Source organism: Microbacterium sp. LWH10-1.2, from assembly GCF_038397765.1.
Lineage (GTDB): Bacteria > Actinomycetota > Actinomycetes > Actinomycetales > Microbacteriaceae > Microbacterium > Microbacterium natoriense.
The window spans coordinates 1,687,513-1,714,062 of the sequence record NZ_CP151638.1 but is presented as its reverse complement, the minus strand read 5'-3'; the positions used below and the strand labels follow the sequence as shown (position 1 = coordinate 1,714,062).

Below are 26,550 nucleotides of genomic sequence, written 5' to 3'. Positions count from 1 at the left end.
AGGTGGAGGGGACAGCCCTGCCCATCGCGTCGGTCGATGGCGTGATCGGCATCGACATCGGCGGCACGAAGATCGCCGGGATCGCCGTGGCCGCGGACGGCTCCGTGCTGGCGCGGGGCAGCGTGCCTGCACCGGCGAGTGTCGGCGGGGCGGCGATGGCGGATGCCGCCGCCTCTCTCGCCCTCGATATCGCCGCCCGCTCCGGCTCTCCGCTGACCGCGGTGGGGGTGGGCGCGGCGGGAGTCATCGATCACGAGACCGGTGTCGTGCGCGCCGCCTCCGCGACCTTCGCCGACTGGGCAGGGTTCCCGCTCGGAGACGAGCTCTCCGCACGACTCTCCGTGCCGGTGCGTGTCGAGAACGACGTCAACGCGTTCCTCCTCGGCGAGGCGGCGCGCACGGCCCCAGGCGAGCGCGATGTGCTCGGCGTGATGCTCGGCACCGGCGTGGGCGGAGCGGTCATCATCGACGGCGCACTGCGGCACGGACCGCACGGCGCCGCGGGGGAGATCGGACACACGCCCGGGTACAGCGATCTGGTGTGCACGTGCGGCCAGATCGGACATCTCGAGACCCTCGCGTCTGGAACGTCGATCGGGCGGCGCTACGCCGAGCGGATCGGCGCGACGCCGTTGGACGCCCGCCAGGTCGCCGACCGTGCGCGTGGCGGCGATCCCGACGCCGTCGCGGTGTTCCGGGCGGCGGGCCGCGCCCTCGCCCTCGCCTGCGCGAGCGCGGCGACCCTTCTCGACCTCCCGTGCGCGATTGTCGGCGGGGGAGTCGCAGAAGCCTGGGACCTCCTGGCGCCGACGATCGAGGAGACCCTGCGGACCGACGCCCCCGTGTCCGGGCTGCCGCTGCGCATCGTCCCCGCGACACTGGGCGGGGATGCCGTGGCCCTCGGTGCGATCGAGGCCGTGCGTCGCGCCCTCGTCCCCGCCGACGCACACTGAAGACGACGACACAGACCAAGGAGCAGCACGTGACCGAACGCCCCGAAGCCAGCGACATCTGGATGGGCGCCCTCCCGCCCGTCGCCGACGGAGGTCTCGCGACGCCGCGCATCGGCATCGGCGGGATCTCGATCGAATCGAGCACCTTCTCCCCGCACATCTCCGGCGACGAGGCGTTCACGATCCGCACGGGCGAGGATCTGCGCGCGTACTACCCGTTCCTCGATGCAGGGCGCGAGCTCGCGGAGGTAGCGGAGTGGATCCCCCTCACCCACGGACGCTCACTGCCAGGAGGCGCGGTCGATCCGGCGACGTATCGGCGGATGAAGGAGGCGATCGTCGCGGGCATCCGCGAGCAGGGGCCGTTCGACGGCTTCTTCTTCGACATCCACGGCGCGATGAGCGTCGTGGGTATGGACGACGCCGAGGGCGACCTGGCCCTGGCCGTGCGCGAGGCCCTCGGACCCGACACGCTCGTGTCCACCTCGATGGATCTCCACGGGAACGTGTCCGAGACGCTCCGCGATGCGGTCGACCTCCTCACCTGCTACCGCATGGCCCCCCACGAGGACTGGCTGAACACGAAAGAGCGCGCGGTCTGGAATCTGCTGGCGCGACTCCGCGGCGAGCACGGCGCCGACCCGCTGCGTCGTCGCCCGTTCAGCGCCTGGGTCCCCGTGCCGGTCCTGCTCCCCGGCGAGAAGACGAGCACGCGCCTCGAGCCCGCCCGCGGCATCTATGCGGAGCTGCCCGGCATCGAGGCCCTCGACGGCGTCGTGGACGCCTCGGTGTGGATCGGCTACGCCTGGGCTGATGAGCCGCGCTGCCAGGCCTACGTGGTGGTCACGGGCGACGACCGGGACCTGATCGCGCGCGAGGCCGAGCGCGTCGCACGGTTGTTCTGGGACGCACGCGAGGACTTCGTCTTCGTCGCGGAAACCGGTTCGCTCGACGAGGCCCTCGCGAAGGCGCTCGCGCCGGAGGCCCGGCATCCCTATCTGATCTCCGACTCCGGAGACAACCCGACGGCCGGGGGAGCGGGCGACGTGACCTGGACGCTCGCGCAACTGCTCAGCCGTGCAGAGCTGACCGACGGCTCTCGCACGACACTCGTGGCCTCGATCTTCGACAGGGACGCGGTCGCGCAGGCCGTCGCGGCGGGTGTCGGCGCCACCGTCACCCTCTCGGCGGGTGCGCGGGTGGATGACGGCCCCCACGGTCCCGTCGAGATCACCGGCTCCGTCTTCTCGATCACCGAGGACGACCACGATGCGGGGACGCAGGTCGTGATCGCGGTCGGTGGACTCCACGCGATCATCACGGAGCGCCGCAAGCCGTTCCATCACCTCGACGACTTCCGGATGCTCGGTCTGGAGCCGACCACGGCGGACATTGTCGTCGTGAAGATCGGCTACCTGGAGCCAGAGCTGTACGACCTCGCCGCCGACTGGACTCTCGCGCTGACCCCCGGTGGCGTCGACCAGGACCTGCTGCGCCTCGGCCACCACCGACTCGCGCCGGGGGTCTACCCCTTCGACACGTCGGGAGCCCCCGACCTGACCGCCGTCGTCGTGCGACGCGGCGAGGAGATCCGCTGATGATGAACTTCGAGAAGCGCACCGGACCCGACTTCGGTGCCGAGGCCCCCGTCTACCCGACCAACGGCGTTCCCGACTGGTATCGCGACGCGAAGCTCGGCTTCTTCGTGCACTGGGGGCTGTACTCGGTGCCCGCGTGGGCCGTGCAGCACGGCGAGGGAGTGAACATCCCCACCGAGGACGCCTACGCCTGGCACCAGTACGCGGAGTGGTACGGCAACACCGTGCGCATCGCGGGCAGCCCGACCTGGGAGCGGCATCAGCGCCTCTACGGACCGGGCACGTCCTACGAGGACCTCGCCGATGTGTGGGACGCCTCCGCCTTCGACGCGGATGCGTTCGTCGGCGAGCTCGTCGACGCGGGGGCGAAGTACGTCGTCCCGACCACCAAGCACCACGAGGGGTTCTGCCTCTGGGGGACAGGGACGACGGGATTCAACGCGATCGCACGCGGGCCCCGCCGCGACCTGATCGCGGAGTTCCACGACGCGACCCGCAGGGCGGGGGCGAAGTTCGGCGTGTACTACTCGGGGGCGCTGGACTGGCACGTGAGCGACTTCCCGGCCATCGAGTCCGACACCGATCTCTTCCGGTACCGTCGCAACGACGAGCACTTCGCCCGCTACGCCGCCGCGCAGCTGGACGAGCTCGTCGAGCGCTTCTCGCCCGACCTCCTGTGGAACGACATCGAGTGGCCGGACGGCGGCAAGGGCCGTGAGGACTACGGCGTCGCCGAGACGCTGTCGCGGTACTTCGCCGCGGTCCCCGACGGCGTCGTCAACGACCGGTGGGGAGTCCCGTACCACGGCTTCCTCACCCGCGAGTACACCCGCATCGACGAGATCATCCCGCGGCCGTGGGAGTCGACCAGGGGGCTCGGGTACTCCTTCGGCTACAACAGCGCGGAGGACACGCGCCACACGCTGTCGGGTCCCGACCTCATCCGGATGCTCGTCGACGTGGTGTCGAAGAACGGCAACCTCCTCATCAACGTCGGACCCGACGCGGCAGGACGGATCCCCGAGCTGCAGCGCCAGACCATGCAGGAGCTCGGCGCCTGGCTCCGGGTCAACGGCTCGGCGATCTACGGCACACGTCCGTGGGTGCGCTTCGGCGAGGCCGCGGGCGCGCCCGTCCGGTACACGCGATCGGATGCGGGCGTCCACGTGCACGCGCTCGATCCGAGCGCCGGCGAGCTGCCGATCCCGTCCGAACTGTCCGCGGGCGAGGCGCGGTGGGCCGACGGGTCTCACGCGGAGGTGATCCGTGCGGCGGACGGCTCCACGAGCGCGCGCATCCCCGACGCCCTGCGCGAGACCCCGGTGGCCACGGTTACCGTGGCGCCATGATGTCCGTTCCCGCCCTCGAGATCGCCGTGCAGGATGCCGCGGGCGCACGGGTCGCGCGGGCGGCGGGCGCCGATCGCGTCGAGCTGTGCCAGGCGCTGAGCGCGACGGGCGGGCTGACGCCGTCGCCCGCGACCGTGGATGCCGTCCTCGCCGCAGTCGGTCGCCCCGAGCGGCTCGCGGTGCTCGTCCGTCCGCGCACCGGAGGGTTCGTCTACGACGACGAGGACGTGGCGCTCGTCGCGGCGGATGTCGCCGAGGTCGTGCGCCGGGGTGCCGGTGCCGTGGTCGTCGGCGCGCTGACCCGCGACGGCGGCGTGGACCGTCGCGCGCTCGATCTCTGGAAGAGCGCCGCGGGCACTGCCGAGTTCGTGTTCCATCGGGCGATCGACACCCTGAGCGACCCGAGATCCGTGATCGGAGAGCTCGTCGACTGCGGCGTGGATCGCATCCTCACCAGCGGGGGAGCCGCACGCAGCATCGACGGCGCCGGAGTCCTCGCCGGTCTCGTCGACGAGGCCGCCGGACGCCTGCAGATCATGGCGGGCGGAGGAGTGCGCGTGGAGGACATCGTCGCCCTGCGCGCGTGCGGTGTGCACGCGGTCCACCTCTCCGCCAAGACGTCGTCCGGAGACCTCGCGCCCAGCGGACCCGGCGGTGGAGACACCGGCTTCGACATCACGGACGGCGGGATCGTCGCGCGCGCTGCGGCCGCCCTCCACGCGGAACGCTGATCTCCCGGTCGGCGCCGGCCGAACTGCCCGCGACGGGCGGGGCCGGCGCCGATCGCCGCGTCTCAGGGGCGCGTGAGCTCCTCGAGCACCTCGACCACGTGTCGATACCCGCGGCCGGTGGCACGGGTCATCCCGATCTCGCACGTGCGGTTCGCCGACACGAAGGCGTCGAATCCGCGCTCCCTCTCGGCGTCGCGCAGCTCTGCGGCCTCGACCGCCGTGGCGCTGGCGGTGAGCTCGGGATGGAGCATGCCGCGGTCCCCGGCGAACGCGCAGCATCCCCAGCCGTCGGGAACGTAGACGTCCTCGGCGACGGCGGATGCGAGCGCGGTCAGCGCCCCCGTCGCACCGAGCGCGGTGGTGGAGCAGGTCGGATGCACCGCGATCCGGTCGAGCCTCCTCCGCACGTCCAGGCGGGGCAGCACCTCGCGGGCGACGAAGGTCGTCGCGTCCTCGATGACGAGTCCGGCGTACTCGGGGTGCGCGTCCACGCCCTTCGCGAGCATGACGTGCAGGCCCTCCGTGCAGGAGGCGGCGTCGCACACGACGGGAAGGGCGCCCTGCCGGCTCGCGGCCCACAGCGATGCGAGCACGCGCTCGGTCATGCGGTCGTATCCGGCGAGATGTCCCTTCGACTTCCACGGCGTTCCGCAGCACAGGCCTCCGGCGTCGTCGGGGATCACGACGGGGATGCCCGCACGGTCGAGCAGCGCCGATACGGCATCCCTCGATCCTTCCCCGTGCCCCTCCGCGCCGAACATCGTGCCGATGCACGCCCCGAAGAAGACCGCCCTGGCGTCGGCGGGCGAGTCCGGACGCGGAGGCGTCGAGCCGCCTCGGGGGAGCCCGGCGTCGTACAGCGGCACGGTGTCGGCGCCGAGCACCGCGCGGCCGACTCGGGTCGCGGCCGTCACGAGAGGCGAGGGCAGGGCATCGGCCACCGTGAGGGCGACGCCGCCGACCTTCGTGACCGTGCCCCAGCTCTTCGCGGCGACGTCCCACAGGCCGTCCTCGATCGTCGAGGCCTGATCGGCGCGCAGGCGCCGCACGAGATCGCCCGTGTTGATGTCGACGGGGCAGGCGACGCCGCACATGCCGTCGACCGCGCACGTCTGCACGCCCTCGTAGTCGTAGTCGGCGCGCAACTCGGCCAGGAGCGCGTCATCGCCGCGCTCCTCCGCCCAGGCCATGTCGCGGCGGAGGACGATGCGCTGCCGCGGGGTGAGCGTGATGCTCTTGCTCGGGCATGACGGCTCGCAGTACCCGCACTCCACGCAGCGGTCGACCTCCTTCTCCACCGTCGGCACGCGCTTCAGATCGTGCAGGTAGGAATCGGGGTCGTCGGAGAGCACGACACCGGGATTGAGGATGCCGGAGGGGTCGAGCAGCCGCTTGACGTCCCACATGATGTCGGTGAGCTCGTCGCCGTACTGGCGGCGCACGAAGGGCGCCATGATGCGACCGGTGCCGTGCTCCGCCTTCAGGGAGCCCTGCTGCTCCAGCACCAGCTCGACGAGATCGTCGGTGAAGCGGCGGTAGCGGGCGAGGCTCTCCGGATCGTCGAAGCGCTCGTTGAGCAGGAAGTGCACGTTGCCGTCCTTGGCGTGTCCGAAGATGACGGAGTCCTCGTATCCGTGCGCGGAGAAGAGCTCGATGAGCCGCTCGCAGGTGACGAGGAGACGCTCCACGGGGACGACGATGTCTTCGAGCAGGGCGGTCGTGCCCGAAGGGCGCGCCCCGGCGATCGCGGTGTAGAGGCCCTTGCGCACGTGCCACAGGGCGGCGCGCTCGGCCGCGTCGGTGGTGAGGGTCGCGTCGATCGCGAGCGGGAGCGCGGCGAAGTGTCCGAGGGCCGTCGTCGTGTCCACGGCCAGCGCCTCCGCGTCCTGCGCGTGCACCTCGACGAGGAGGGCGGCGTGGTCGCGCACCTCGATCGACGCGATCGCGGGCGGCACATCGCTGAGCCCCTGTGCGACGCGGAGGGACGCGGCATCCAGCAGCTCGATCGTGGCGAGGCCGAGCGCGGTGAGCCCGGGCAGGGCGGCCATCGCGTCGGAGAGCGTGTCGAAGACGAGGAGTCCCGTCGCGATCGCCGGCTTGATCTCGATCGTCCGGAACCGCGCTTCGGCGACGAAGGCGAGCGTGCCCTCCGAGCCGATGACCAGGTGCTCGAGGATTCGCACGGGGTCGTCGAAGTCGAGCAGCGCGTTGAGCCCGTAGCCCATCGTGTTCTTCATGGAGAACTGCCGACGCACGATCTCGACGTTCGCCGGCGAGTCGAGGAGTCGTCGACGCAGGGCGAGAAGACCGTCGGCGATCTCGGGCTCGGCCGCGCGCAGCCGGTCATCGGCATCGGGGGCGGCGGTGTCGAGGACCGTGCCGCTGGGCAGGACCAGCAGCAGGGACTCGATCGTCCGGTACGAGTTCTCGACGATGCCGCAGGCCATGCCGCTGGAGTTGTTCGCGACGACTCCGCCGATGGTGCAGGCGATCTCGCTCGCGGGGTCGGGGCCGAGCTTGCGGCCGTACCGTGCCAGTCGGGTGTTGACCTGACGCACGGTCGCCCCTGGTTCGACCCGGACCGAGCGCCCCTCGTCCTCGATCGCGATGGTGCGGAAGCCGCTGCGCGTGTCGACGAGGATGTCGCCGCTCACGCCCTGGCCCGACAGGCTCGTGCCGCCGGAGCGGAACGTGAGCGTCCGCCCGGCCGCTCGTACGGCATCGAAGGCGCGAGCGACCCCGGCGGCATCGACGGGGGACAGGACCGCATCCGGCACCAGCAGGTAGTGGGAGGCGTCGTGCGCGCGGGCGAAGCGGTCGATCGAGCGGAGGTGCACCGCCGTCGACGGGCCGAGCAGTTCCGGATTCAGGGGTTCGGCGAGCGTGGTGGGCACGGTGCTCCTCGACAGTGCGGGACGGATTGTCTGACAAGTGTACCGATGGGCGCAGGTCTCGATAACATGGCCGCATGACGACGACGGATGCCGACCTCGGAGTGATCGGCGTAGTGGATGCCGTGACGGCGCGACTGCGCTCCCGCATCCTCAGCGGAGACATCCGCTCGGGGGCGCCGCTCACCGAGGCCGCGGTGTCGATGGCCTACGGGGTCGCGCGTCCGAGCGCGAAGGCGGCGATCGAGCAGCTCGTGGCCTCCGGCCTCCTCGCCAGGACCGCTCATCGCAGCGCCCGGGTCGTCGGCATCGACCCGGAGACTGTGCGCGACGTCTACCGCACCAGGGCGAGGGTGGAGAGTGCCGCCCTTCGGGAGCTCGCTCTCTCCCGGACGGTCCCCGCGTCTGCGGTCGCCGCGAACGAGGAGATCGCGGCGATGCCGCCGGGGCCGGACGCCGCGACCGTCGATCCCGATCTGCGATTCCACACGGCGTTGATCGACGCGCTGGAGAGCGAACGCACCGCGCGCATGTACCGCAGCGTGATCGACGAGGTGCGGCTGTGCATGGCGCAGGTGCAGGGGAGGCAGCTGCTGGACGCCTCGGCGATCGCCGAGCAGCACGCGGGAATTCTCGACGCCCTCGCCGGGGGAGACGGCGAGCGGGCCGCCGAGCTGCTCCACGCCCATCTCTCCGCCGCGGAGCAGCGGCTCGTGGAGGCGCTCGGCGCCCGGTGAGCGCTCAGTTCGCGGGCGCGGCGTCCTCGATCTCGATGGGGGCGTCGGTCGGGTCTGCCCAGACCGGGGCCGGCAGCGGCGTGTCGACCTGGCCGGCCTGGATGGACCGCAGCGCCTCGGTGATCGCGTCGGCGTTGTCGGGCACGGCGAGGCCGCAGGTCTTCAGCTCGGAGGCGAACTTCAGGGTGAGGCGGATCTTGCCTGCCTCGATCGCCTGAGCGGTGGTGCCGGTGCGCTTCTCGCTGCCGGTCTGGATGTCGGAGACCTGGTCGCACACGTGGTACACCGAGCCGCCGTCGACCCACACGACCTCGTCCTTGCCGAGCAGCTGGATGACGGCCGACTGATCGGCCGTGTACTGCTCGACGGACGGCGGGTTGAAGTCGACGCCGATCACGGTCGCCAGGACAGCGAGCGCGATGCCCACGATGCCGGCGGTGGCCTTCTGGCCCTTGTTCATGTCCTTGTTCAGGAAGATGAGGATGATCAGCGGGAGGAAGGCGACGATCGCGATGATCGCGCCGAGCTGGTTCTGCACGAAGAAGCGGAGGGTCTCCGACTTGCGCGCGGGGTCGAGGCGGTTCGCCTTCTTCCAGAGGAGGGAACCGGTGATCGACAGCGCGGCGATGACGACGAGCATCACGAGGAGGGTGATGAAGGCCCACTGCGGGAACTGCGCGGTCACGCCAGGGTCGGAGAGGAGCCCCGTGTCGGGATCGCGGACGAGCACGCCGTCTTCGCCGACGTAGTCGCGCTGGCGCAGCAGCCAGAAGATCGCGACGGCCTCGCTCGCGATGGCGACGGCCCAGAGCACGGCGGCGATCCAGCGGAAGGTGGTCGCCTTGGACTTGGCTTCGGCCGTCGGCTTCCAGTTCGCCGCCGGTTCGACGGACTCGCCGCTCTTGCTCTCTGCCACGATCAACACCCTTTCCCCCTGCGCACCCGCGTGCACAGCCGATTTGCACCCCTGAGCCTAGTGGACGCGGTGTCCTACGCTGGAGGACATGAGCACCGATCCCGATGACGCCCTGACATGGGAGGGCGACGACGGCACGTCGCCGAAGGAACCCGCCCTGCCCGCGGGCTGGAACGCCGTCGGCAAGGGCAGCGACAGGGTCGTCGAGGAGGGTGGGGAGTCGGATGCCGCGGCATCCGACGATCCGACCGAGGCTGACGAGGCGCCCGCCGCACTGGGCACCGGGATGCTCCTCACCCTGGGAGTGGTCGGCGGGGTCTACCTGCTGTACACCGTGGGCTGGGTCGTCGGCGGGCTCCGTCTCAAGCCGCTGGCGAACCTGATCGTCGCCGACAGCATGTACGTGCCCTGGTTCGTGCTGGCCGTCGCGGCCCCCGCCCTGTGGTTCCTCGCGACGTGGGTGCTGACGCGCGGCAGGGCCGCGTGGATCCGCGTGCTCGTTCTCCTCCTGGGCGTGGTGCTCCTCGTTCCCTGGCCCTTCGTCACCGTGGGGGTGATCGGATCATGACCGCATCCACGACGACGCCCTCGATCTCGGCGGGTTCTCCGCGGTGGATCGTCTGGCTGGTCATCGGTCTCAGCGGCCTCTTCTACGCCTATGCGGTGTGGAACGCCGTGGCGCACCTGGTGTCCATGGCGCAGAGCGGCCTGACGGCGACGGGGTGGGCGACGCTGCTCTTCGGGGTCGTGTTCCCTGCCCTCGTCTTCGTGTTCGCCCTCGTGATCGGCCGTCGGCGCCGCGTGGGTGAGCTCAGCCTCGTGCTGCTCGCCGGTCTGGGCGTCGTGGCGGTGTTCTGGCTGAGCCTGCTCGGCTACAGCATCCTCAACATGTCTCAGCTGGTGGCTGCCTGATCCTGCCGTCACACGGCACGGGGCAGCGATCCTGCTCCGGTACAGTTGACGTGATCGCGCCCCCGATGGTGTGCGGCGCATCGGCCCTCTCCCGCATGTCGCGCTGCCCCGAAGGATCCACTGTGCCGAAGCCTGTTGTGCTCATCGCCGAAGAACTCTCTCCCGCCACGATCGAGGCTCTGGGCCCCGACTTCGACGTCCGCAGCGTCGACGGCACCGACCGCGAGGCACTTTTCGCCTCGCTCGCGGAGGCGGACGCCGTTCTCATCCGCTCGGCGACCCGCATCGACGAGGAGGCGCTGTCGCACGCACCGCAGCTCAAGGTGGTCGCCCGCGCGGGCGTCGGCCTCGACAACGTCGACATCAAGGCGGCGACGGCCGCTGGCGTGATGGTCGTCAACGCGCCGACGTCGAACATCGTCTCCGCCGCCGAGCTCACGATCGGCCACATCCTCAGCCTCGCCCGTCGCATCCCCGCGGCGCACGCCTCGCTCTCCGCGGGGCAGTGGAAGCGCAGCTCCTACACCGGCGCAGAGCTCTTCGAGAAGACGGTCGGCATCATCGGCCTCGGGCGCATCGGGGCTCTCGTCGCCGCGCGTCTCGCGGCCTTCGACATGCGCGTGGTCGCCTACGACCCCTATGTCACGTCGGCGCGCGCCCAGCAGCTGGGCGTGCAGCTCCTGTCGCTCGACGAGCTGATCGCCGAGTCCGACTTCATCACGATCCACATGCCCAAGACGCCCGAGACCACGGGCATGCTCAGCACCGAGCAGTTCCAGGCCATGAAGAAGACCGCCTACGTCGTCAACGTCGCCCGCGGCGGCCTGATCGACGAGGCGGCGCTCATCGAGGCGCTCAACGCCGGCGAGATCGCCGGCGCCGGACTCGACGTCTTCACCTCGGAGCCCCCGGCGGAGGGCAGCTCCGCGCGCGCCCTCACCGCGCTGCCGAACGTCGTCGTCACCCCACACCTCGGAGCCAGCACCGACGAGGCGCAGGAGAAGGCGGGCGTCTCGGTCGCCCGCTCGGTGCGCCTGGCCCTCGGCGGCGACCTCGTCCCCGACGCCGTGAACGTCGCCGGCGGCGTGATCGATCCCTATGTGCGCCCCGGCATCTCCCTGGTCGAGAAGCTCGGCCAGATCTTCTCGGCGCTCGCGACCTCGCCCCTCACCAGCCTCGACGTCGAGGTGCACGGCGAGCTGAACGACTACGACGTGAGCGTGCTGAAGCTCGCCGCGCTCAAGGGCGTCTTCACCAACATCGTCAGCGAGACCGTGTCGTACGTGAACGCTCCGCTGCTCGCCGACCAGCGCGGCATCGCGGTGCGCCTGCTGAAGGATGACGTCAGTGACGAGTACCGCAACGTCATCACGCTGCGCGGCGCGCTCTCCGACGGCACGCAGCTCTCGGTCTCCGGCACGCTGACCGGCCCGAAGCAGACGGAGAAGCTGGTCGGGATCAACGACCACGCGCTCGAGCTCCCGATCGAGAAGCACCACGTCGTGATGCTCTACACCGACCGACCCGGCATCGTCGCGGTCTACGGACAGAAGTTCGGCGAGGCCGGTATCAACATCGCCGGTATGCAGATCGGCCGCCTCGCGGCGGGCGACCAGGCGCTCAGCGTGCTGACCCTCGATTCGCCCGTGTCCGAGGAGCTCCTCGACGACGTCCGCACGGCGATCGACGCCGACCTGTTCCGTCAGATCGAGCTCACCGAGGTCTGACCAGGGCCCACGAGAGGCGGGGGAGGCGCGATGCCTCTCCCGCCTCTCGCGTGTGCGGATCGCTGACCCGGTGGTGCGGCGTCACCTGGAGAGGCGCATCGCGTCTCTGGGGGACTAGCGTGACGTGACGCTCAGCACGAGCGCGATCAGCTCGGCGAGCTCCTCGCTGCGCGGCACCAGGCGCTCGGGGCCGTGCACGTCGAGGGAGTTGTTGAAGTAGAGCCCGTCGCTGAGCAGCATGACGAGGTCGAGGCTCGCCCTGTCGCGGACGTGAGGGCGGATCGTGTCCTCCCAGCGGTGACGGGTGTGGCGCAGCATGTCCGCTGCCGCCGCGGATCCGCCCTGGGCCAGGCGGGTGGCGGCGATGAGAGCGCGGTCCAGCGCATCGTCCTCCATGACCGAGGTACGGACGTAGTAGGCCACCGGACCCTCCTCCGCCGCCGTCATACGCTCCAGATCGGCCGTCGTGAGCGCGTCGAGCCGCTCGAGGAGCCCTGCGGCGAGCTCTTCCTTCGAGCCGAAGTGGTAGAGCAGTCCACCCTTCGACACTCCTGCCGCCTTCGCGGTCGCATCGAGGGTCGCCGCCCGCTCTCCGTCGGCGATGAGGATCGACTCGAACGCGTCCAGGACGCGTTCTCGGGCGAGAGGAGGTCGGGGCATATCTGTTACTATACCATCTGGACGGTTCAGTAACTGAGCCGCAGAAGATCCTGAGAGGTGCCTCATGACGCGCACAGCGTCGATCCCCACTGTCGTCGACAACGCCGAGACCGATGCTCCCCGTGTAGGGGCGCGAGGCTGGGCCGCGCTCGTCGTGCTCATGCTGCCAGTGCTGCTGGTGTCGGTGGACAACACCGTGCTGAGCTTCGCGCTGCCTGAGATCTCGATGGCGCTCTCGCCGTCGGGCGCCGAGCAGCTGTGGATCATCGACGTCTACCCGCTCGTCCTCGCCGGACTCCTCGTCACGATGGGGACCATGGGCGACCGCTTCGGCCGCCGCAAACTCCTGCTCATCGGCGCGACCGGCTTCGCGGCCGTCTCGGCGCTGGCCGCCTTCGTCCCGACGGCGGGCCTGTTGATCGGTGCGCGCGCACTGCTCGGCTTCTTCGGCGCGATGCTGATGCCGTCGACGCTGTCGCTGCTGCGCTCCATCTTCCGCAATCGCGAGCAGCGCCGCATGGCCATCGCCGTCTGGGCGGCCGGTTTCTCGGCGGGCGCCGCACTCGGACCTATCGTCGGAGGCTTCCTCCTCGAGCACTTCGCCTGGGGTTCCGTGTTCCTCGTCGCGGTCCCGGTTCTGATCCCTCTGCTGATCCTCGCGCCGCTGCTGGTGCCGGAGAGCCGTGACCCGAATCCCGGTCGCATCGATCCCGTCAGCATCGTGCTGTCGATGGCCGCGATGATCCCGGTCGTCTACGCGATCAAGACGCTGGCCGTGGACGGCCCCTCGTGGAAGGCGGGTGCCTTTGCGGCGTTCGGCCTCCTCATGGGATACCTGTTCGTGCGTCGGCAGAACCGCGCCGAGATCCCGATGCTCGACATGGGTCTGTTCCGCCGCGGATCCTTCTCCGGGGCGATCATGGTGAACCTCCTGAGCGTCGTCGCCCTCGTCGGCTTCCTCTACTTCGTCTCCCAGCACGTGCAGCTCGTGCTCGGTCTCTCTCCGATGGAGGCCGGTTTCGCGCTGGTCCCCGGCATGGCGGCGATGATCATCGCCGGTCTCCTCGTCGTCCCGATCTCGAGACGGGTGCGTCCGCGGGTGCTGATCCCCGCCGCGCTGCTGTTCTCGGTGGCCGGGTACCTGCTGGTGGCGTTCACGACCTCCGATCACGGCGTCCTGCCGCTCGTCGTCGCCTTCATCGTGCTCGGCATCGGCATCGGCGCGGCCGAGACGATCTCGAACGAGCTGATCCTGTCGAGCGCCCCCGCGGAGAAGGCGGGAGCCGCGAGCGCGGTCTCCGAGACCGCCTACGAGCTGGGTGCCGTGCTGGGCACGGCGATCCTCGGCGGCATCATCACCGCGTTCTACCGCGGAGCCCTCGTGCTCCCGCCCGGACTGCCGGAGGATGCGGCCGTCGCCGCCCGCGAGACCCTCGCCGGCGCCTACACCGCGGCCGCGAAACTGCCGGAGCAGCTCGGGGGCGCGCTGTGGGATGCCGCGGCGACGGCCTTCGGGTCGGGCGTCATGGTGACGTCTCTGATCGGTGCGGGCCTCGTCGTCGCGGCGGGTGCCATCGCCGCTGTCACACTGCGCACGACCCCGTCTCACTGACCAGTACGCTGGGGGGACCGGCATCCGTTCCGATGGGTGCCGGTTCCCTCATGCAAGGAGTGTCATGTCGCGTGTCGTGAAGCTGGCCGTCATCCCGGGTGACGGCATCGGACCCGAGGTCATCGCCGAGGCGGAGAAGGTCCTCGACGCCGTGACCGCCGCGAGCGATGTCACGTTCGACAAGACCCGGTTCTCGCTGGGAGCAGCGCGCTTCCTGGAGACCGGCGACACCCTGACGGACGACGACCTGTCGGCGATCGCCGCACACGACGCGATCCTCCTCGGGGCGGTCGGCGGCCAGCCCGGAGACCCGCGCCTCAAGGACGCGAACATCGAGCGGGGACTGTTGCTGCGCCTGCGGTTCACGCTCGACCACTACGTCAACCTGCGTCCGTCGAAGCTCTTCACCGGCGCCCCCGGACCGCTCGCGAACCCCGGCGACATCGACTTCGTCGTCGTGCGAGAGGGCACCGAGGGGCCGTACGTCGGCAACGGGGGCGCGATCCGCACGGGCACTCCGCACGAGGTCGCCAACGAGACCAGCGTGAACACGGCGTTCGGCGTCGAGCGCGTCGTCCGCTACGCCTTCGAGCTCGCCGAGCGCCGTCGCAAGAAGGTCACGCTCGTCCACAAGACCAACGTCCTCGTGCACGCGGGCGCCATCTGGCAGCGGATCGTGAACGAGGTCGCCGCTTCGCACCCGGATGTGGCGGTCGACTATCTGCACGTCGACGCCGCGACGATCTTCCTGGTCACCGACCCGTCGCGGTTCGACGTGATCGTCACCGACAACCTGTTCGGCGACATCCTCACCGACCTCGCCGGCGCGGTCACCGGCGGCATCGGTCTCGCCGCGTCGGGCAATATCAACCCCGACGGCGCCTTCCCCTCGATGTTCGAGCCGGTGCACGGCTCCGCGCCCGACATCGCGGGCCAGCAGAAGGCCGACCCGACCGCGGCGATCCTGTCGATCGCTCTCCTGCTCGACCACCTCGGTCTGGCGGAGGAGTCGGCGAGGGTCAGCGCGGCCGTCGAGGCCGATATCGCGGCGCGCACCGGCGCCCGCAGCACGGCGGAGATCGGCTCCGCGATCGCCGCGCGCCTCTGAACGACAGGCGTAGGCTGAAGCAGCGCGATGATGCGCCCACCCACGAGGAACGGATGACGACATGACGACGATCGACACCGAGGCGACCGTGGCTCCGCTGGAGTTCGCGGTCACGAAGAACCTGAACGCGGCGACGCCGGCGAGGGTCGCCGAGGTCCTGGAGAACCCCGGCTTCGGCGTGGTGTTCACAGACCACATGGTCGACATCTGCTGGTCGGTGAACGGCGGCTGGCACCGCCCCCGGGTGCAGCCCTACGGCCCGATCCCGCTCGACCCCGCAGCCTCCGTGCTGCATTACGCGCAGGAGATCTTCGAGGGCATCAAGGCCTACCGTCACGCCGACGGGTCGATCCACACGTTCCGCCCCGATCGCAACGCAGCGCGGCTGCAGGCGAGCGCCCGTCGCCTGGCGCTGCCGGAGCTGCCGACCGAGTACTTCATCCAGTCGCTGCGCGAGATCATCGCCGTCGACGGCCGCTGGGTTCCGTCCGGCGCCGATCAGAGCCTGTACCTGCGCCCGTTCATGTTCGCCAAGGAGGCCTTCCTCGGTGTCCGCGCGGCGCAGAAGGTCGCCTACTACGTGATCGCGAGCCCCGCCGGGGCGTACTTCTCCGGTGGCGTGAAGCCGGTGCGCATCTGGCTGTCCGAGGACTACGCGCGTGCGGGCAAGGGCGGCACGGGCAAGGCGAAGACCGGAGGCAACTACGCCTCGAGCCTGCTCGCGCAGAGCGAGGCGAGCGCGAAGGGCTGCGACCAGGTCGTGTTCCTGAACGAGAACCGCTACGTCGAGGAGCTCGGCGGCATGAACGTCGTGTTCGTCTTCAAGGACGGCCGCGTGGTGACGCCCGAGTCCGACAGCATCCTGGAGGGCATCACACGCGACTCGCTGCTGCAGCTCGCGGAGGACCGCGGCTACACCGTGGAGAAGCGGCCGATCTCGATCGACGAGTGGCGCCAGGGCGTGGCCTCCGGTGACATCGTCGAGGTCTTCGCCTGCGGCACCGCCGCGGTCGTCACACCGATCGGCGCGCTGGTCGGAGAGGGGTTCGACGAGCCGCAGCCCCTCGGCGAGCTGGCACTCTCCCTGCGCGAGGAGCTCACCGACATCCAGTACGGCCGCCGCGAGGACCGGCACGGCTGGCTGGTCCGTCTGGACGCCTGACGCCGCTCGCGTCCCGAGCGCGCCGCATCTCCGAGACCCCCGTCTGCCCCACCGGGCCGGCGGGGGTCTCGACGTCGGTCGGGGTCTCGAAGAGGAGCGCGGCTGGCTAGGCTGAACGGGTGAAGATCGCACGATTCAGCCACGACGACGCCATCATGTACGGGATCGTCGACGAGTCCGACCTGGTCGTGCTCGCCGGTGACCCCCTGTTCACGGGATACGAGACGACAGGCGCCCGCGTGCCGCTGGCGGATGCCGTGCTGCTGGCTCCCGTGATCCCGCGCTCGAAGGTGGTGTGCGTCGGCAAGAACTACCACGACCACGCCGCCGAGATGGGGGGAGTGGCGCCGGAGGAGCCGCTGCTTTTCCTGAAGCCGAACACGGCCGTGATCGGTCCGGGTGATGCGATCATCCGGCCCGCGCTGTCGCAGCAGACGGAGTACGAGGGCGAGCTCGCCGTCGTGATCGGCAGGGTCGCGAAGAACGTGAAGGCGGCGGACGCGCTGAACCACGTGCTCGGCTACACGATCGGCAACGATGTCACCGCGCGCGACCTCCAGCGCAAGGACGGCCAGTGGTCGCGCGCCAAGGGGTTCGACACGTTCTGCCCTCTGGGCCCCGTGATCGAGACCGACTTCGACCCGGCATCCGCCACCATCGAGACCCGTGTGAACGGCGAGGTGCGTCAGCATGCGCCGCTGACCGACATGATCCACTCCGTCCCCGCGATCATCGAGTACGCCTCCGCGGTGTTCACGCTGCTCCCCGGCGACGTGATCCTCACCGGGACTCCGGCCGGAGTCGGCGCCTTCGGGGCGGGCGACACGGTCGAGGTGGAGATCACCGGCCTCGGCATCCTGCGCAACTCCGTCCGCGACGCGCAGTGACCACCCTCACTCCCGAACGACAGGTCGAGGTCCAGCGCCGCACGGTCCTCGTCCTGTCGCTCGGGCAGGTGCTGGGTGGCATCGCGTTCGGCGCCACGGTCTCCCTCGGAGCGCTGCTCGCCGCAGACCTCTCCGGCAACGACGGCCTCTCCGGACTCGCCACCGCGTCGGTGACGCTCGGGCCCGCGCTGTGCTCGATCCCGCTCGCCCGCATGGCGGCACGGTTCGGGCGCCGTCGCGCGCTGACCCTCGGCAACGTGTTCGCGCTGATCGGCATCGCGATCGTCGTGCTGGCCGTCGCGCTGCGCATCTTCCCGCTGCTCCTGCTGGGCACACTGACGATCGGGGCAGGCAACGCGGGCAACCTCCAGTCGCGGTTCGCCGCGACCGACCTCGCGGCGCCGCAGCATCGCGGCCGTGACCTGTCGATCGTCGTGTGGTCCACCACGATCGGAGGAGTGGCTGGGCCGCTGCTGCTGGGGCCGGGCGAGGTGGTGGGGCACGCGCTCGGGATGCCGCCGCAGACGGGCTCGTACGCCTTCTCCTTCGTCGCCCAGTGCGCCGCGCTGATCCTGTACCTGGTGGCGCTGCGCCCCGATCCGCTGCTGGCTGCGCAGAAGCTCGCCACTGCGGCCGCCGCGGCTGCCGCGGGGGTCGTCAGGAAGGACAGCCCCGTCGTCGCGCGGTACGCGATCTTCGCGGTCGCGGGTTCTCACGTGGTGATGGCCTCGGTGATGGCGATGACGCCCGTACATCTCTCGCACATGGCGCACGCGATGCACGGCATGGACACCACGCCCGCCGACGTCTCCGCGCTCGTCGGTGTCACGATCGCTCTCCATGTGGGAGGCATGTACGCGCTGTCGCCTCTCTTCGGCATCCTCGCCGACCGCTGGGGTCGGCTGCGCGTCGTCCTGCTGGGGCAGGCGCTGCTGGCCGGAGCCCTCGGGTTCGCCGTCTTCGCGAACGATCAGGCGTGGGGCGTCATCGTCGCTCTGATCCTCCTCGGCCTCGGATGGAGCGCGGCGACCGTCGCTGGTGCGGCGCTGCTCACGGAGGCGAGCGCCCCCGAGCTGCGCACGCGTCGACAGGGCCGCAGCGACTCGCTCATGAGCCTGTCCGCCGCGGCGGGGGCGGTCCTCGCCGGGGTGATCCTGTCGAACTTCCAGTACGCGGGACTCGGGATCGCGGCATCCGTCATCGTGTTCGCGATCGTCGTGATGTCGCCGTTCGGCCGCTCCGGTTCGCGATGAAGGACTGGGCGGGCGTCGGGGAGGCCTACTCCGCCTCGTATGCGGCGCTCTGCGCCGGCACGCTGCCCGTCATGAGCGCGATGCTCGGACCGGCGGTCGGTCGCGACCTGGTCGATGTGGGGTCCGGTGACGGCACCCTGGCGGGCGCGTGGGCGGAGCAGGGCTGGAGTGTCACGGCCTGCGAGCCGGAGGAGACCATGCGGAACGCGTCGCTGCGCCGGCATCCGCACATCCGGACATTCGCGGGGCGATTGCCGTCTCTTCCGTTCGATGACGAGGACTTCGACGTCGCCGTCGCGAACTTCGTGCTCAACCACGTCGACTCGCCGCGCTCCGCCGCGGCCGAGCTGCGCAGGGTGAGTCGAGGCGCCGTCATCGCCTCGATCTGGACGCGGTCGCCCTCCTGGCTGTGGGCCGAGGTCACGGAGCGGGCCGGTGTCGTGCCTCTGGCCGGAGGGCGCCTGGCCCCGGAGGAGGAGTTCGAGCGCACGCCAGAGGGCTTCGAACGGATGCTGCGCGAGGCGGGCCTCGCTGCACTCGATGTGGCAGAGCACACCTGGATCTGGAAGGTCGATCCCGGCGCGCTGTGGACGTCGGTGGAGGGCGGTGTGGCGGGCGCCGGTGCGCTCTATGCCTCTCTCGGTGCCGCCGACAGGGAGCGCTTCCGCCACGCGTTCGACGCCGTGGTGGCCGAACGCGTCATCGATGACCAGCTGCCACTGGAGCACACCGCGGCGATCGCGGTGAGCGCGGCCCGCTGAGCCCACGGAGCAGACCGGGAGACGGCATCCGCTCCCGGTAGAATCGAGGGGATATGGCTAATCCTCACCCCCTCACCACGACCGCCAGCGGTGCCGACGTCCGCGTCCGCTTCTGCCCCTCTCCGACCGGCCTGCCGCACGTCGGCATGGTGCGCACCGCGCTCTACAACTGGGCGTACGCCCGCCACACCGGCGGCAAGATGGTGTTCCGCATCGAGGACACCGATGCGGCCCGCGACAGCGAGGAGAGTTTCCGTCAGCTCGTCGACGCGCTCACCTGGCTCAAGATCGACTGGGACGAGGGCGTCGAGGTCGGCGGCCCGCACGAGCCGTACCGCCAGTCGCAGCGCCACGACATCTACCGCGGCGTGATCGACAAGCTCGTCGCGAGCGGCGCCCTCTACGAGAGCTACTCCGACGCCGCCGAGATCGATGCGCGCAACGAGGCCAACGGCCGCGCCAAGCAGCTCGGCTACGACAACTTCGACCGCGACCTCACCGAGGAGCAGAAGGAGGCGTTCCGTGCAGAGGGCCGCCAGCCCGCGCTGCGTCTGCGCGTCCCCGATGAAGACCTCACCTACGTCGACCTGATCCGCGGCGAGGTCACCTTCCCGGCCGGCTCTTTCCCCGACTTCGTGGTCGTGCGCCCCAACGGGGTGCCGCTCTACACGTTCGTGAACCCGGTCGACGACGCGCTCATGGGCATCACCCACGTGTTGCGCGGCGAGGACCTCATGCCGTCCACCGCGCGCCAGCTGGCGCTGTACGCGGCTCTCATCGACGCGGGTGTGACGACCTTCGTGCCGCGCTTCGCGCATATGCCGCTCGTGCTGGGGGAGACCGGCAACAAGAAGCTCTCCAAGCGCGACCCGCAGGCCGACCTGTTCCTGCACCGTGACCGCGGCTTCATCCACGAGGGTCTGCTGAACTACCTCGCGCTGCTCGGCTGGTCCATCGGCCCCGACCGCGACGTCTTCTCGCTGGAGGAGTTCACGGCGGCCTTCGACATCGTGAACGTGAACCCGAACCCGGCGCGCTTCGATCAGAAGAAGGCGGAGTCGATCAACGGCGACCACATCCGGATGCTGGATGTGAAGGACTTCGCCGAGCGGACGATCCCGTACCTCGCCGCCGCCGGTCTGTTCGACGAGCCGACGCACGAGCAGCTGGTGCTGGCGTTCCGCGCCGCGCCGCTCGTCCAGGAGCGCGTGCAGCTGCTGGGCGAGGTGCCGGGCATGCTCGGCTTCCTCTTCACCGACGAGATCTCCTACGAGGCTGATGCGCTCAAGGGTCTCCCCGCGAACGCCGCCGAGGTGCTCGACGCGTGCGTCGCCGCGCTCGAGCCGGTCGAGGAGTTCACGCCCGAGAAGATCCAGGACGCCCTCGCGACCGCACTCGTCGAGAACCTGGAGCTCAAGCCGCGCGTCGCCTACGGTCCTCCGCGCGTCGCGATCACGGGCCGCCGCGTGTCTCCGCCGCTGTTCGAGTCGATGGAGCTGCTCGGCAAGGACGAGTCGCTGCGTCGCCTTCGCGCGCTGTCGTCCTCGCTCCAGAGCTGACGACGCGCCCGGGCGGTGTGCCGGAGCGGCGGTTTTGGCGTTCGGCCACCGCTCGGGTAAGCTTGAATCTCGGTGCGAGGCTCAGGTTTCGCCCTTGGGGTATGGTGTAATTGGCAACACGGCTGATTCTGGTTCAGTTGTTCTTGGTTCGAGTCCAGGTACCCCAGCACGATGAAAACCCCCGGTCACCCGGGGGTTTTGTCGTTTCTCGGGCGGGGTCTGATCGCTAAGCTGAGCCGCAGACGAACCGGGGAGTGCTTCATGGATCGCAAGACCATCACGAGCGAGCTGCGCAGGCAGTTCTTCCCGCTGCTCACCGCTGCCGGGTTCGCCCGCACGGGCGACGTGCTCCGACGCGAGCTCGACGGTCCCGTCGTGCACGTCGTGGAGGTGCAGCACCGCCCGCGCAGCGCGGTCTTCCAGATCAACCTCGGCGCCCACCTGCCGGCGCTCGGGGGTGTCGCCGGTGGGGATGCTGTTCCGGTCGCGTCGATGCGCGAGTACGACTGCGCGTGGCGCGGCTCGATCATCTCCGGCTTCCGCAACGCTTCCGACGCCGAGTTCGCGTACGGGCGGACGGATGCCGAGGCCTCCGAGTCCGTCGCCTTCATGGTGTCCGAGTGGGAGAGGCAGTCGGTCGCCTTCTTCGGACCGCTGAGCGACTTCCCCGCCGGCTTCCATGAGCAGGCTCGCCGCTCCTTGGACGGGGACCTCCATCCGGCGCAGCTGCGCACCTGGGCGCGCGTCGCGCTCCTGGTGGGGGATCGGGGGCTGGCGCGTCGGATCGTCGACGTGGCTCTCCCTCGCGTTCCGGAACGGGCGACAGCGTTGCGCGCGGATCTCGAAAGGCTCCTCGTCGAGAACGAGGGCCAGTCATGAGCCAGGACCGCGCGGTTCCGAACCTGCCGTCGCGGGACTTCCCGGCGACCAGTCGCTTCTACGGGCGGATGGGCTTCCGCGAGACGTTTCGAGACGACGGCTGGCTGATCCTCGAACGGGGCTCGGTCGAGCTCGAGTTCTTCCCGTACCCCGATCTCGACCCCCAGTCGAGTTCGTTCCGCTGCAGCATCCGCGCCGCCGACCTCGAAGACCTGTGGGCCGCGGCGACGGGGGCGGGCATCCCCATCGCGCAGACGGGGTTTCCGCGCCTGCACGCACCCCGGCTGGAGAGCTCGGGGCTGCGCATCGCTTATCTCGTCGATCTCGACGGCACGCAGCTGGCTCTGATCGACGGCGGCGGGTCGTCGCGCGGCGAGGTCAGCTGAGGTCTGCGAAGAGACCCATCACCTGCGCGCCCATCTCGACCTGCGTCAACACGACGCGGAAGGAACCGTTCGCGTCGACGTAGAAGTCGGTGCCGAGTCCGCCCGACCACCCGTAGCGTCCGCGGCGCGGGCCTTCGGTGTGCACGACGACGCCGAATCCCCACCCCATGCCGTCCCAGAACCCCGGGAAGAAGCTGTCCGGGGTCTTGACCGACGCGGGCACCTGATCGCTGCGCAGCAGCGCGGCCAGGTCGTCGCTCAGGAACGTGTCGTCTCCGACTCGCCCGCTGTTCGCGAGCATCGTCGCGAACGCCGAGTAGTCGGCGGCCGTCGAGACGAGTTCGGCGTGACTGAGATCGAAGGGGGCGGGTGCCACGTAGAAGCCCGCGCCGGCCGGCTCGATCTCGATCAGGCCCTGCTCGTCATCGTGGCGGTAGGCGGCAGGGAGTCGATGGGCCTTCTCGGCCGGGACGGTGAACCCCGTGTCGATCATCTCCAGCGGCTCGAAGACATCGACCGCGAGGTGCTCCTCCAGCGGTCGACCCACGAGGCGGGACAGGAGGATGCCGAGGATGCCGAACGAGTGGTGGTAGCGCCACCCGTGTCCCGGCTCGCACATCAACGGAAGGGTCGCGAGAGCATCGAGCCAGTCCTGCGCACCGAGCTCGACGGCCTCCTGCCCGGCCTCCGTGCGGTTCGCGACCATCGCGTCGTGCAGAGGACATGGCGTGGTCGTCATCCCGTACCCGGAGGTGTTGGTGAGCAGATGCCTGACGGTGATCGGACCCTCCGCCGCGACGACGTCATCCAGGGGCGACCCCGGGGTGCGGAGCACGCGCCGGTCGCGCAGCTCAGGGAGCCAGTCGTGCACGGCGGCATCCAGGTCGAGACGTCCGTCCTGCACGAGGCGAAGAGCGGCGACGGCGACGACGGGCTTCGTCATCGACTGGATCCGCACGATGGCGTCGGGGGAGAGGTCGCCCGACGAGGTGATCGCGATCGACCCGGAGCGGTCGCCGTCGGCGACGACGATTCCCGGAGCCGTGCCGCGTGCGATGTGGCCATCCAGGGTGTTCTGCAGTTCCGTCATCGGTCCTCGTCTCCGTCGCAGTCAGCGACTCCACACTATGTCGGTACGGTGCCGAGGCGCAGTGCTTGACGCGTTTATGACGTACGTCATAGTATGACGGGCATCATATTCTTCAGGAGGACGACATGCCGATGATCGATCTGTACGTGACCGAGGGTCTTCTCGCCGAGCCGCAGGTCGTGGCGCGTCGGCTCGCCGAGATCGTCATGGGTGTGGAGCAGGTGCCGGACATTCCGATGTTCCGCAAGAACACCGCCGCGTTCGTGCACGAACTCCCGTCAGGGGCGATCCGCAACGTCGACGGAGATCACGACCACGTCCGCATCCAGGTGCTCACGAACGCCGGAGCGCTCGATCGATCCAAGCAGATCGCCGTCGTGGAGCAGCTGACCGAGGCGGTCGCGAAGGCGGCGGGAGATCCGACCCTCGTCGACAGGACGTGGGTCCTGCTCACAGAAGCGGCCGAGGGCGGCTGGGGCCTCTGGGGCCACGCGCACACGAATGACGAACTGGTGGGTGCGGCGCGTGCGGAGATCGCGAAGCTCGGGGGAGCGTGACCCGTGGCGTCCGATGCGAGAGAGGCGATGATCGATGCCGCGATTCGGCTGCTCGCCGAAGACGGCTACCGCTCCACGTCGTTCAGCGAGGTGCTGGCACGGTCGGGTGCGCCCAGAGGTTCGATCTATCATCACTTCCCCGGCGGCAAGGATGAACTCGTCGCAGCTGCCCTCGACGTCCAGATCGCGCGCACGTTCGACCGGCTGGAGGCGCTGTCGGGACAGCCTCCGGAGGAGGTAGCGAGGAGCTTCGTGGACGGATGGAGGCAGGGGCTCCTGCTCACGGACTTCGCGGTCGGGTGCTCCCTTCTCGCGGTCGCCACATCCGCCGGTCAGGGCGCGCTGAGGGCGAAGACCGGAGACCTCTTCAGGGAGTGGCGGGCCGTGCTCGCGCGTCTCCTCGTCGACGGCGGGGCCGAAGCGGGAGCGGCGAACGCGTTCGCCGCTCAGCTGCTGGCCTCCACGGAGGGCGCTGTGGCGATGGCGCGTGCGGAGCACTCCATCGACGCGTTCGATCAGGTCGCCGCGCAGTCGATACGCGGCGCAGCGGACATCGCACGCGTGTAGGCGCTACTTGCACTCTCCGAGGAAGCCCAGGTAGCAGACGGCCTTGTGCGTCACGGCCGGCTTGTCGTCGTTGTTCGACACCTGCCTGGTCGAGACCTCCTCGGTACGGTGGAGGCTGCCCCAGCCGCCGAGCGTCGCCACGATGAAGTCTCCCGTGTCCTCGGCCCTCATGCGATCGATCTCGGCGAGGTAGTCACTGCAGAGGGAGGTCGCGGTGTCGGTCAGGGTGACGCCGGCGCAGTTGGCGTCGTACTGCGCCGCCATCGCGTTGATGCAGTCGGTCCAGTCCTGGTCGACCCAGCAGGGGTCCACCGTGTCCATCGTGACGTCGTAGCTTCCGGTCTTGTACTCCTCGCTGTGGAACGTCTCGGGCTGCGCCGCCACGTCGGTCTTGACCCAGTGCCGCGCGGTCACGAGCGCGAAGACCACCACGACCACGGCGATCAGGATCAGTGCGAACAGGATCGAGAGCGTGACCCAGAGCCCGACGCGCGACTTCTTCGCAGGGGCTTCCGCGGGCGATGCAGCGTAGCCGGGGTACGGAGACGCCGCGGCGTAGGCGGTCGGCTGCTGCGGATCGTGGACCGTGGTGTCGTGGATCGGGAGAGTCTGCTGGACGTCGCCGGGGAAGGGCGCAGGGGTCGCCTCGTACGGCAACGTGGCGGCATGCTGTGGCTCGGGCGACGGCGCAGGCTGCTGCGTCGTCTCCGGGGCGGGCGTCGGCTGCGGAGCCGGTGCAGGCGCGGCAGGCGGGGGCGGGGTCTGCGGGAGCGTGGAGAGCCAGTATCCGTACCAGTTCTGCGCGGATGCCGGATCGGCGACGACGAGCTGGGCGTCGGCGTCCGACAGCTGGATCCCCAGCGCTGCCCGCTGATCGGCGTTCAGGAGTGATGCGCGGAAATCCTCGAAAGACATGGCCATACTCAGGATGATCTCAGACAGGGGACGGCGTGGACAATCCGGCGTGGTCCGAGAATGTCCCCGGCATCCGGAAGAATGCACGGGTGGTCGGAATGAGAAGCTTCTGGAACGCCCTGCCCGTCGAGGGGCGGTGGCTGCTGTCCACCGTCGCGATCCAGACGCTCGGACGCGGACTCACGCTGCCGTTCACGATCATCTATCTGCATGAGGTGCGCGGGTTCGACCTCGGCTTCGCCGGCGCGCTGATGAGTCTCATCGCCATCACCGGTCTCGTCGTGACGGGGCCGGGAGGCACGCTGATCGACCGCATCGGGGCGAAACGCGTCCTGATCGTCGGGCTTCTCGCCATGATCGCCGGCTGCGTGCTGCTCGCCTTCGCCACCCACCCTGCGGTCGCGACGATCGCGGTCATGCTGATCGGTGTGAACTTCGGCGTCTCGTGGCCCGGATTCAACGCCCTCATCGCAGCCGTCGTCGACGGGGAGGTGCGCCAGCAGTACTTCGGCGTCAACTTCGCCCTCGTCAACCTCGGGATCGGGGTCGGCGGCGTGATCGGCGGTTTCTTCGTGAACGTCGACGACCCGGGCACGTTCACCGCGATCTTCCTCGTCGACGCGCTGTCATGCCTCATCCCGCTCGGCCTGCTGCTGGGCCCGCTGCGCAACGTCCGCACCCACTCGGAGGAGTCCGACGGCGAGGCGAAGTCCGGCGGGTATCGCGAGATACTGCGGCGTCCGGCCGTGCTCTGGCTCACGCTTCTGACGTTCATCTCCGTGTTCATCGGCTACGGCCAGATGGAGGCGGGATTCCCGGCCTTCGCGCGGCAGGTCTCCGGTGTCTCCACGCAGGTCGTGGGCTTCGCGTTCGCCGTCAACACGGCGGTGATCGTGCTGCTGCAGTTCGCGGTGCTCAAGCTCATCAACGGCAGGCGACGCACCCGCGTGATGCAGGTGATGGCGCTGATCTGGGCGGCGTCCTGGATCATCCTCGGCGCAACGGGCTTCCTCCCCGGTACGCTCGCGGCGGCGATCGGCGTGATCGCGTACATGGGGGTCTTCGCGTTCGGCGAGACCATGCTGCAGCCGACCGTCCCCGCGATCTACAACGACCTCGCCAGTGACAGGACGCGCGGACGTTACAACGCGATCAACGCGGCGGCGTTCCAGGGCGGCGCGATCACGGGGCCTCTCGTCGCCGGGGTCATGCTCGGGGAGGGGCTGGGCGGCTGGTTCATCGGCGTGATGGTCGCCGGCGCGTTGATCGTCTGCCTCCTCGCGCTCGCGCTCGAGCGGGTCGTTCCGCAGGCGGCGAACGGCGTGACCGTCGACGCGTGA

Annotated in this window: 25 protein-coding genes and 1 tRNA gene; 21 read left to right on the top strand and 5 right to left on the bottom strand. The window is 69.9% G+C overall.

The window, feature by feature from the left end:
- Positions 1-2: 2 nt before the first annotated feature.
- The 4 genes from MRBLWH10_RS08215 (at position 3) to MRBLWH10_RS08200 (ending at position 4,631) form a co-directional block, all read left to right on the top strand.
- Entirely contained in the window at positions 3-953 is a 951-nt protein-coding gene (locus MRBLWH10_RS08215) for an ROK family protein (RefSeq protein WP_341942308.1), read from the top strand.
- Between the two features lie 62 nt (positions 954-1,015).
- Complete coding sequence (locus MRBLWH10_RS08210; RefSeq protein ID WP_341942579.1) at positions 1,016-2,551, top strand: M81 family metallopeptidase; 1,536 nt, start codon at positions 1,016-1,018, stop codon at positions 2,549-2,551.
- The gene (locus tag MRBLWH10_RS08205) at positions 2,551-3,900 is read left to right on the top strand and encodes an alpha-L-fucosidase (RefSeq protein WP_341942307.1); all 1,350 of its coding nucleotides are present in this window, start codon (positions 2,551-2,553) and stop codon (positions 3,898-3,900) included. Before MRBLWH10_RS08210 ends, MRBLWH10_RS08205 begins: the two co-directional genes overlap by 1 nt.
- The gene (locus tag MRBLWH10_RS08200) at positions 3,897-4,631 is read left to right on the top strand and encodes a copper homeostasis protein CutC (protein ID WP_341942306.1); all 735 of its coding nucleotides are present in this window, start codon (positions 3,897-3,899) and stop codon (positions 4,629-4,631) included. Before MRBLWH10_RS08205 ends, MRBLWH10_RS08200 begins: the two co-directional genes overlap by 4 nt.
- A 62-nt stretch (positions 4,632-4,693) precedes the next feature.
- Here MRBLWH10_RS08200 and MRBLWH10_RS08195 read toward each other — a convergent pair whose 3' ends face one another.
- Entirely contained in the window at positions 4,694-7,525 is a 2,832-nt protein-coding gene (locus tag MRBLWH10_RS08195; RefSeq protein WP_341942305.1) for an FAD-binding and (Fe-S)-binding domain-containing protein, read from the bottom strand.
- A 74-nt stretch (positions 7,526-7,599) separates the two neighbouring features.
- On the opposite strand from MRBLWH10_RS08195, the gene MRBLWH10_RS08190 reads away from it, so the two are divergent.
- Entirely contained in the window at positions 7,600-8,259 is a 660-nt protein-coding gene (locus tag MRBLWH10_RS08190) for a GntR family transcriptional regulator (RefSeq protein ID WP_341942303.1), read from the top strand.
- Between the two features lie 4 nt (positions 8,260-8,263).
- Here MRBLWH10_RS08190 and MRBLWH10_RS08185 read toward each other — a convergent pair whose 3' ends face one another.
- On the bottom strand, positions 8,264-9,175 hold the full coding sequence (locus MRBLWH10_RS08185; protein WP_341942302.1) for a hypothetical protein: 912 nt from the start codon (positions 9,173-9,175) through the stop codon (positions 8,264-8,266).
- 88 nt (positions 9,176-9,263) lie between these two features.
- On the opposite strand from MRBLWH10_RS08185, the gene MRBLWH10_RS08180 reads away from it, so the two are divergent.
- The 3 genes from MRBLWH10_RS08180 (at position 9,264) to serA (ending at position 11,814) form a co-directional block, all read left to right on the top strand.
- Positions 9,264-9,743, top strand: a complete 480-nt coding sequence (locus tag MRBLWH10_RS08180) for a hypothetical protein (protein WP_105673287.1) — start codon at positions 9,264-9,266, stop codon at positions 9,741-9,743.
- Entirely contained in the window at positions 9,740-10,087 is a 348-nt protein-coding gene (locus MRBLWH10_RS08175; protein WP_223586527.1) for a hypothetical protein, read from the top strand. The genes MRBLWH10_RS08180 and MRBLWH10_RS08175 overlap by 4 nt, the downstream gene beginning before the upstream one ends.
- 122 nt (positions 10,088-10,209) lie before the next feature.
- The gene (serA, locus tag MRBLWH10_RS08170) at positions 10,210-11,814 is read left to right on the top strand and encodes a phosphoglycerate dehydrogenase (protein WP_341942301.1); all 1,605 of its coding nucleotides are present in this window, start codon (positions 10,210-10,212) and stop codon (positions 11,812-11,814) included.
- Between the two features lie 114 nt (positions 11,815-11,928).
- Here the strand turns inward: serA and MRBLWH10_RS08165 are convergent, their stop codons facing one another.
- Complete coding sequence (locus MRBLWH10_RS08165) at positions 11,929-12,474, bottom strand: helix-turn-helix domain-containing protein (protein WP_341942300.1); 546 nt, start codon at positions 12,472-12,474, stop codon at positions 11,929-11,931.
- 64 nt (positions 12,475-12,538) lie between these two features.
- Between MRBLWH10_RS08165 and MRBLWH10_RS08160 the strand changes: the two genes are divergently transcribed.
- The 10 genes from MRBLWH10_RS08160 to MRBLWH10_RS08115 all read left to right on the top strand — a co-directional run bounded on the left by MRBLWH10_RS08160 (position 12,539) and on the right by MRBLWH10_RS08115 (position 22,081).
- Positions 12,539-14,086, top strand: a complete 1,548-nt coding sequence (locus tag MRBLWH10_RS08160; protein WP_223586525.1) for an MFS transporter — start codon at positions 12,539-12,541, stop codon at positions 14,084-14,086.
- A gap of 64 nt (positions 14,087-14,150) precedes the next feature.
- Entirely contained in the window at positions 14,151-15,194 is a 1,044-nt protein-coding gene (locus MRBLWH10_RS08155) for a 3-isopropylmalate dehydrogenase (protein ID WP_341942299.1), read from the top strand.
- Positions 15,195-15,255: 61 nt separating this feature from the next.
- Positions 15,256-16,356 carry a branched-chain amino acid aminotransferase gene (locus tag MRBLWH10_RS08150; RefSeq protein WP_223586523.1) on the top strand — a complete coding sequence of 367 codons (1,101 nt, stop codon included), beginning with the start codon at positions 15,256-15,258 and terminating at the stop codon, positions 16,354-16,356.
- 119 nt (positions 16,357-16,475) lie between these two features.
- Positions 16,476-17,243, top strand: coding sequence for a fumarylacetoacetate hydrolase family protein (locus MRBLWH10_RS08145; protein WP_341942298.1), 768 nt, complete (start codon positions 16,476-16,478; stop codon positions 17,241-17,243).
- Positions 17,240-18,496 carry an MFS transporter gene (locus tag MRBLWH10_RS08140; protein WP_341942297.1) on the top strand — a complete coding sequence of 419 codons (1,257 nt, stop codon included), beginning with the start codon at positions 17,240-17,242 and terminating at the stop codon, positions 18,494-18,496. Before MRBLWH10_RS08145 ends, MRBLWH10_RS08140 begins: the two co-directional genes overlap by 4 nt.
- On the top strand, positions 18,493-19,257 hold the full coding sequence (locus MRBLWH10_RS08135) for a class I SAM-dependent methyltransferase (protein ID WP_341942296.1): 765 nt from the start codon (positions 18,493-18,495) through the stop codon (positions 19,255-19,257). Before MRBLWH10_RS08140 ends, MRBLWH10_RS08135 begins: the two co-directional genes overlap by 4 nt.
- Positions 19,258-19,310: 53 nt before the next feature.
- Entirely contained in the window at positions 19,311-20,816 is a 1,506-nt protein-coding gene (gene gltX / locus MRBLWH10_RS08130; protein WP_341942295.1) for a glutamate--tRNA ligase, read from the top strand.
- A gap of 95 nt (positions 20,817-20,911) precedes the next feature.
- Positions 20,912-20,983: transfer RNA gene (locus MRBLWH10_RS08125), tRNA-Gln, on the top strand.
- A gap of 94 nt (positions 20,984-21,077) precedes the next feature.
- The gene (locus MRBLWH10_RS08120; protein ID WP_341942294.1) at positions 21,078-21,695 is read left to right on the top strand and encodes a DUF4304 domain-containing protein; all 618 of its coding nucleotides are present in this window, start codon (positions 21,078-21,080) and stop codon (positions 21,693-21,695) included.
- Positions 21,692-22,081 carry a bleomycin resistance protein gene (locus tag MRBLWH10_RS08115; protein ID WP_341942293.1) on the top strand — a complete coding sequence of 130 codons (390 nt, stop codon included), beginning with the start codon at positions 21,692-21,694 and terminating at the stop codon, positions 22,079-22,081. The genes MRBLWH10_RS08120 and MRBLWH10_RS08115 overlap by 4 nt, the downstream gene beginning before the upstream one ends.
- On the opposite strand, the gene MRBLWH10_RS08110 is transcribed toward MRBLWH10_RS08115, so the two are convergent.
- A complete protein-coding gene (locus tag MRBLWH10_RS08110) occupies positions 22,074-23,171 on the bottom strand; it encodes a serine hydrolase domain-containing protein (protein WP_341942292.1) in 1,098 nt (365 codons plus the stop codon). The two genes, MRBLWH10_RS08115 and MRBLWH10_RS08110, sit on opposite strands and share 8 nt — an antisense overlap.
- Positions 23,172-23,296: 125 nt before the next feature.
- Between MRBLWH10_RS08110 and MRBLWH10_RS08105 the strand changes: the two genes are divergently transcribed.
- Both MRBLWH10_RS08105 and MRBLWH10_RS08100 read left to right on the top strand, forming a co-directional pair.
- Entirely contained in the window at positions 23,297-23,728 is a 432-nt protein-coding gene (locus MRBLWH10_RS08105; protein WP_341942291.1) for a hypothetical protein, read from the top strand.
- A 3-nt stretch (positions 23,729-23,731) separates the two neighbouring features.
- Entirely contained in the window at positions 23,732-24,295 is a 564-nt protein-coding gene (locus MRBLWH10_RS08100) for a TetR/AcrR family transcriptional regulator (RefSeq protein ID WP_341942290.1), read from the top strand.
- 3 nt (positions 24,296-24,298) lie between these two features.
- On the opposite strand, the gene MRBLWH10_RS08095 is transcribed toward MRBLWH10_RS08100, so the two are convergent.
- Positions 24,299-25,210, bottom strand: coding sequence for a hypothetical protein (locus tag MRBLWH10_RS08095; protein WP_341942289.1), 912 nt, complete (start codon positions 25,208-25,210; stop codon positions 24,299-24,301).
- A 98-nt stretch (positions 25,211-25,308) separates the two neighbouring features.
- Here MRBLWH10_RS08095 and MRBLWH10_RS08090 point away from each other — a divergent pair, with 98 nt between their 5' ends.
- Positions 25,309-26,550: an MFS transporter gene (locus tag MRBLWH10_RS08090; protein ID WP_341942578.1), complete on the top strand. Its 1,242-nt coding sequence runs from the start codon at positions 25,309-25,311 to the stop codon at positions 26,548-26,550.

Excerpts from the sequence above, each read along its gene's own strand:
- MRBLWH10_RS08160 (WP_223586525.1), top strand. The coding sequence starts at position 12,539 with ATGACGCGCACAGCGTCGATCCCCACTGTCGTCGACAACGCCGAGACC.
- MRBLWH10_RS08155 (WP_341942299.1), top strand. The coding sequence starts at position 14,151 with ATGTCGCGTGTCGTGAAGCTGGCCGTCATCCCGGGTGACGGCATCGGA.
- MRBLWH10_RS08105 (WP_341942291.1), top strand. The coding sequence starts at position 23,297 with ATGCCGATGATCGATCTGTACGTGACCGAGGGTCTTCTCGCCGAGCCG.
- MRBLWH10_RS08135 (WP_341942296.1), top strand. The coding sequence starts at position 18,493 with ATGAAGGACTGGGCGGGCGTCGGGGAGGCCTACTCCGCCTCGTATGCG.
- MRBLWH10_RS08205 (WP_341942307.1), top strand. The coding sequence starts at position 2,551 with ATGATGAACTTCGAGAAGCGCACCGGACCCGACTTCGGTGCCGAGGCC.
- MRBLWH10_RS08110 (WP_341942292.1), bottom strand. The coding sequence starts at position 23,171 with ATGACGGAACTGCAGAACACCCTGGATGGCCACATCGCACGCGGCACG.
- MRBLWH10_RS08210 (WP_341942579.1), top strand. The coding sequence starts at position 1,016 with ATGGGCGCCCTCCCGCCCGTCGCCGACGGAGGTCTCGCGACGCCGCGC.
- MRBLWH10_RS08150 (WP_223586523.1), top strand. The coding sequence starts at position 15,256 with ATGACGACGATCGACACCGAGGCGACCGTGGCTCCGCTGGAGTTCGCG.
- MRBLWH10_RS08175 (WP_223586527.1), top strand. The coding sequence starts at position 9,740 with ATGACCGCATCCACGACGACGCCCTCGATCTCGGCGGGTTCTCCGCGG.
- gltX (WP_341942295.1), top strand. The coding sequence starts at position 19,311 with ATGGCTAATCCTCACCCCCTCACCACGACCGCCAGCGGTGCCGACGTC.
- MRBLWH10_RS08115 (WP_341942293.1), top strand. The coding sequence starts at position 21,692 with ATGAGCCAGGACCGCGCGGTTCCGAACCTGCCGTCGCGGGACTTCCCG.
- MRBLWH10_RS08200 (WP_341942306.1), top strand. The coding sequence starts at position 3,897 with ATGATGTCCGTTCCCGCCCTCGAGATCGCCGTGCAGGATGCCGCGGGC.
- MRBLWH10_RS08190 (WP_341942303.1), top strand. The coding sequence starts at position 7,600 with ATGACGACGACGGATGCCGACCTCGGAGTGATCGGCGTAGTGGATGCC.
- MRBLWH10_RS08165 (WP_341942300.1), bottom strand. The coding sequence starts at position 12,474 with ATGCCCCGACCTCCTCTCGCCCGAGAACGCGTCCTGGACGCGTTCGAG.
- MRBLWH10_RS08090 (WP_341942578.1), top strand. The coding sequence starts at position 25,309 with ATGAGAAGCTTCTGGAACGCCCTGCCCGTCGAGGGGCGGTGGCTGCTG.
- MRBLWH10_RS08095 (WP_341942289.1), bottom strand. The coding sequence starts at position 25,210 with ATGTCTTTCGAGGATTTCCGCGCATCACTCCTGAACGCCGATCAGCGG.
- MRBLWH10_RS08180 (WP_105673287.1), top strand. The coding sequence starts at position 9,264 with ATGAGCACCGATCCCGATGACGCCCTGACATGGGAGGGCGACGACGGC.
- MRBLWH10_RS08120 (WP_341942294.1), top strand. The coding sequence starts at position 21,078 with ATGGATCGCAAGACCATCACGAGCGAGCTGCGCAGGCAGTTCTTCCCG.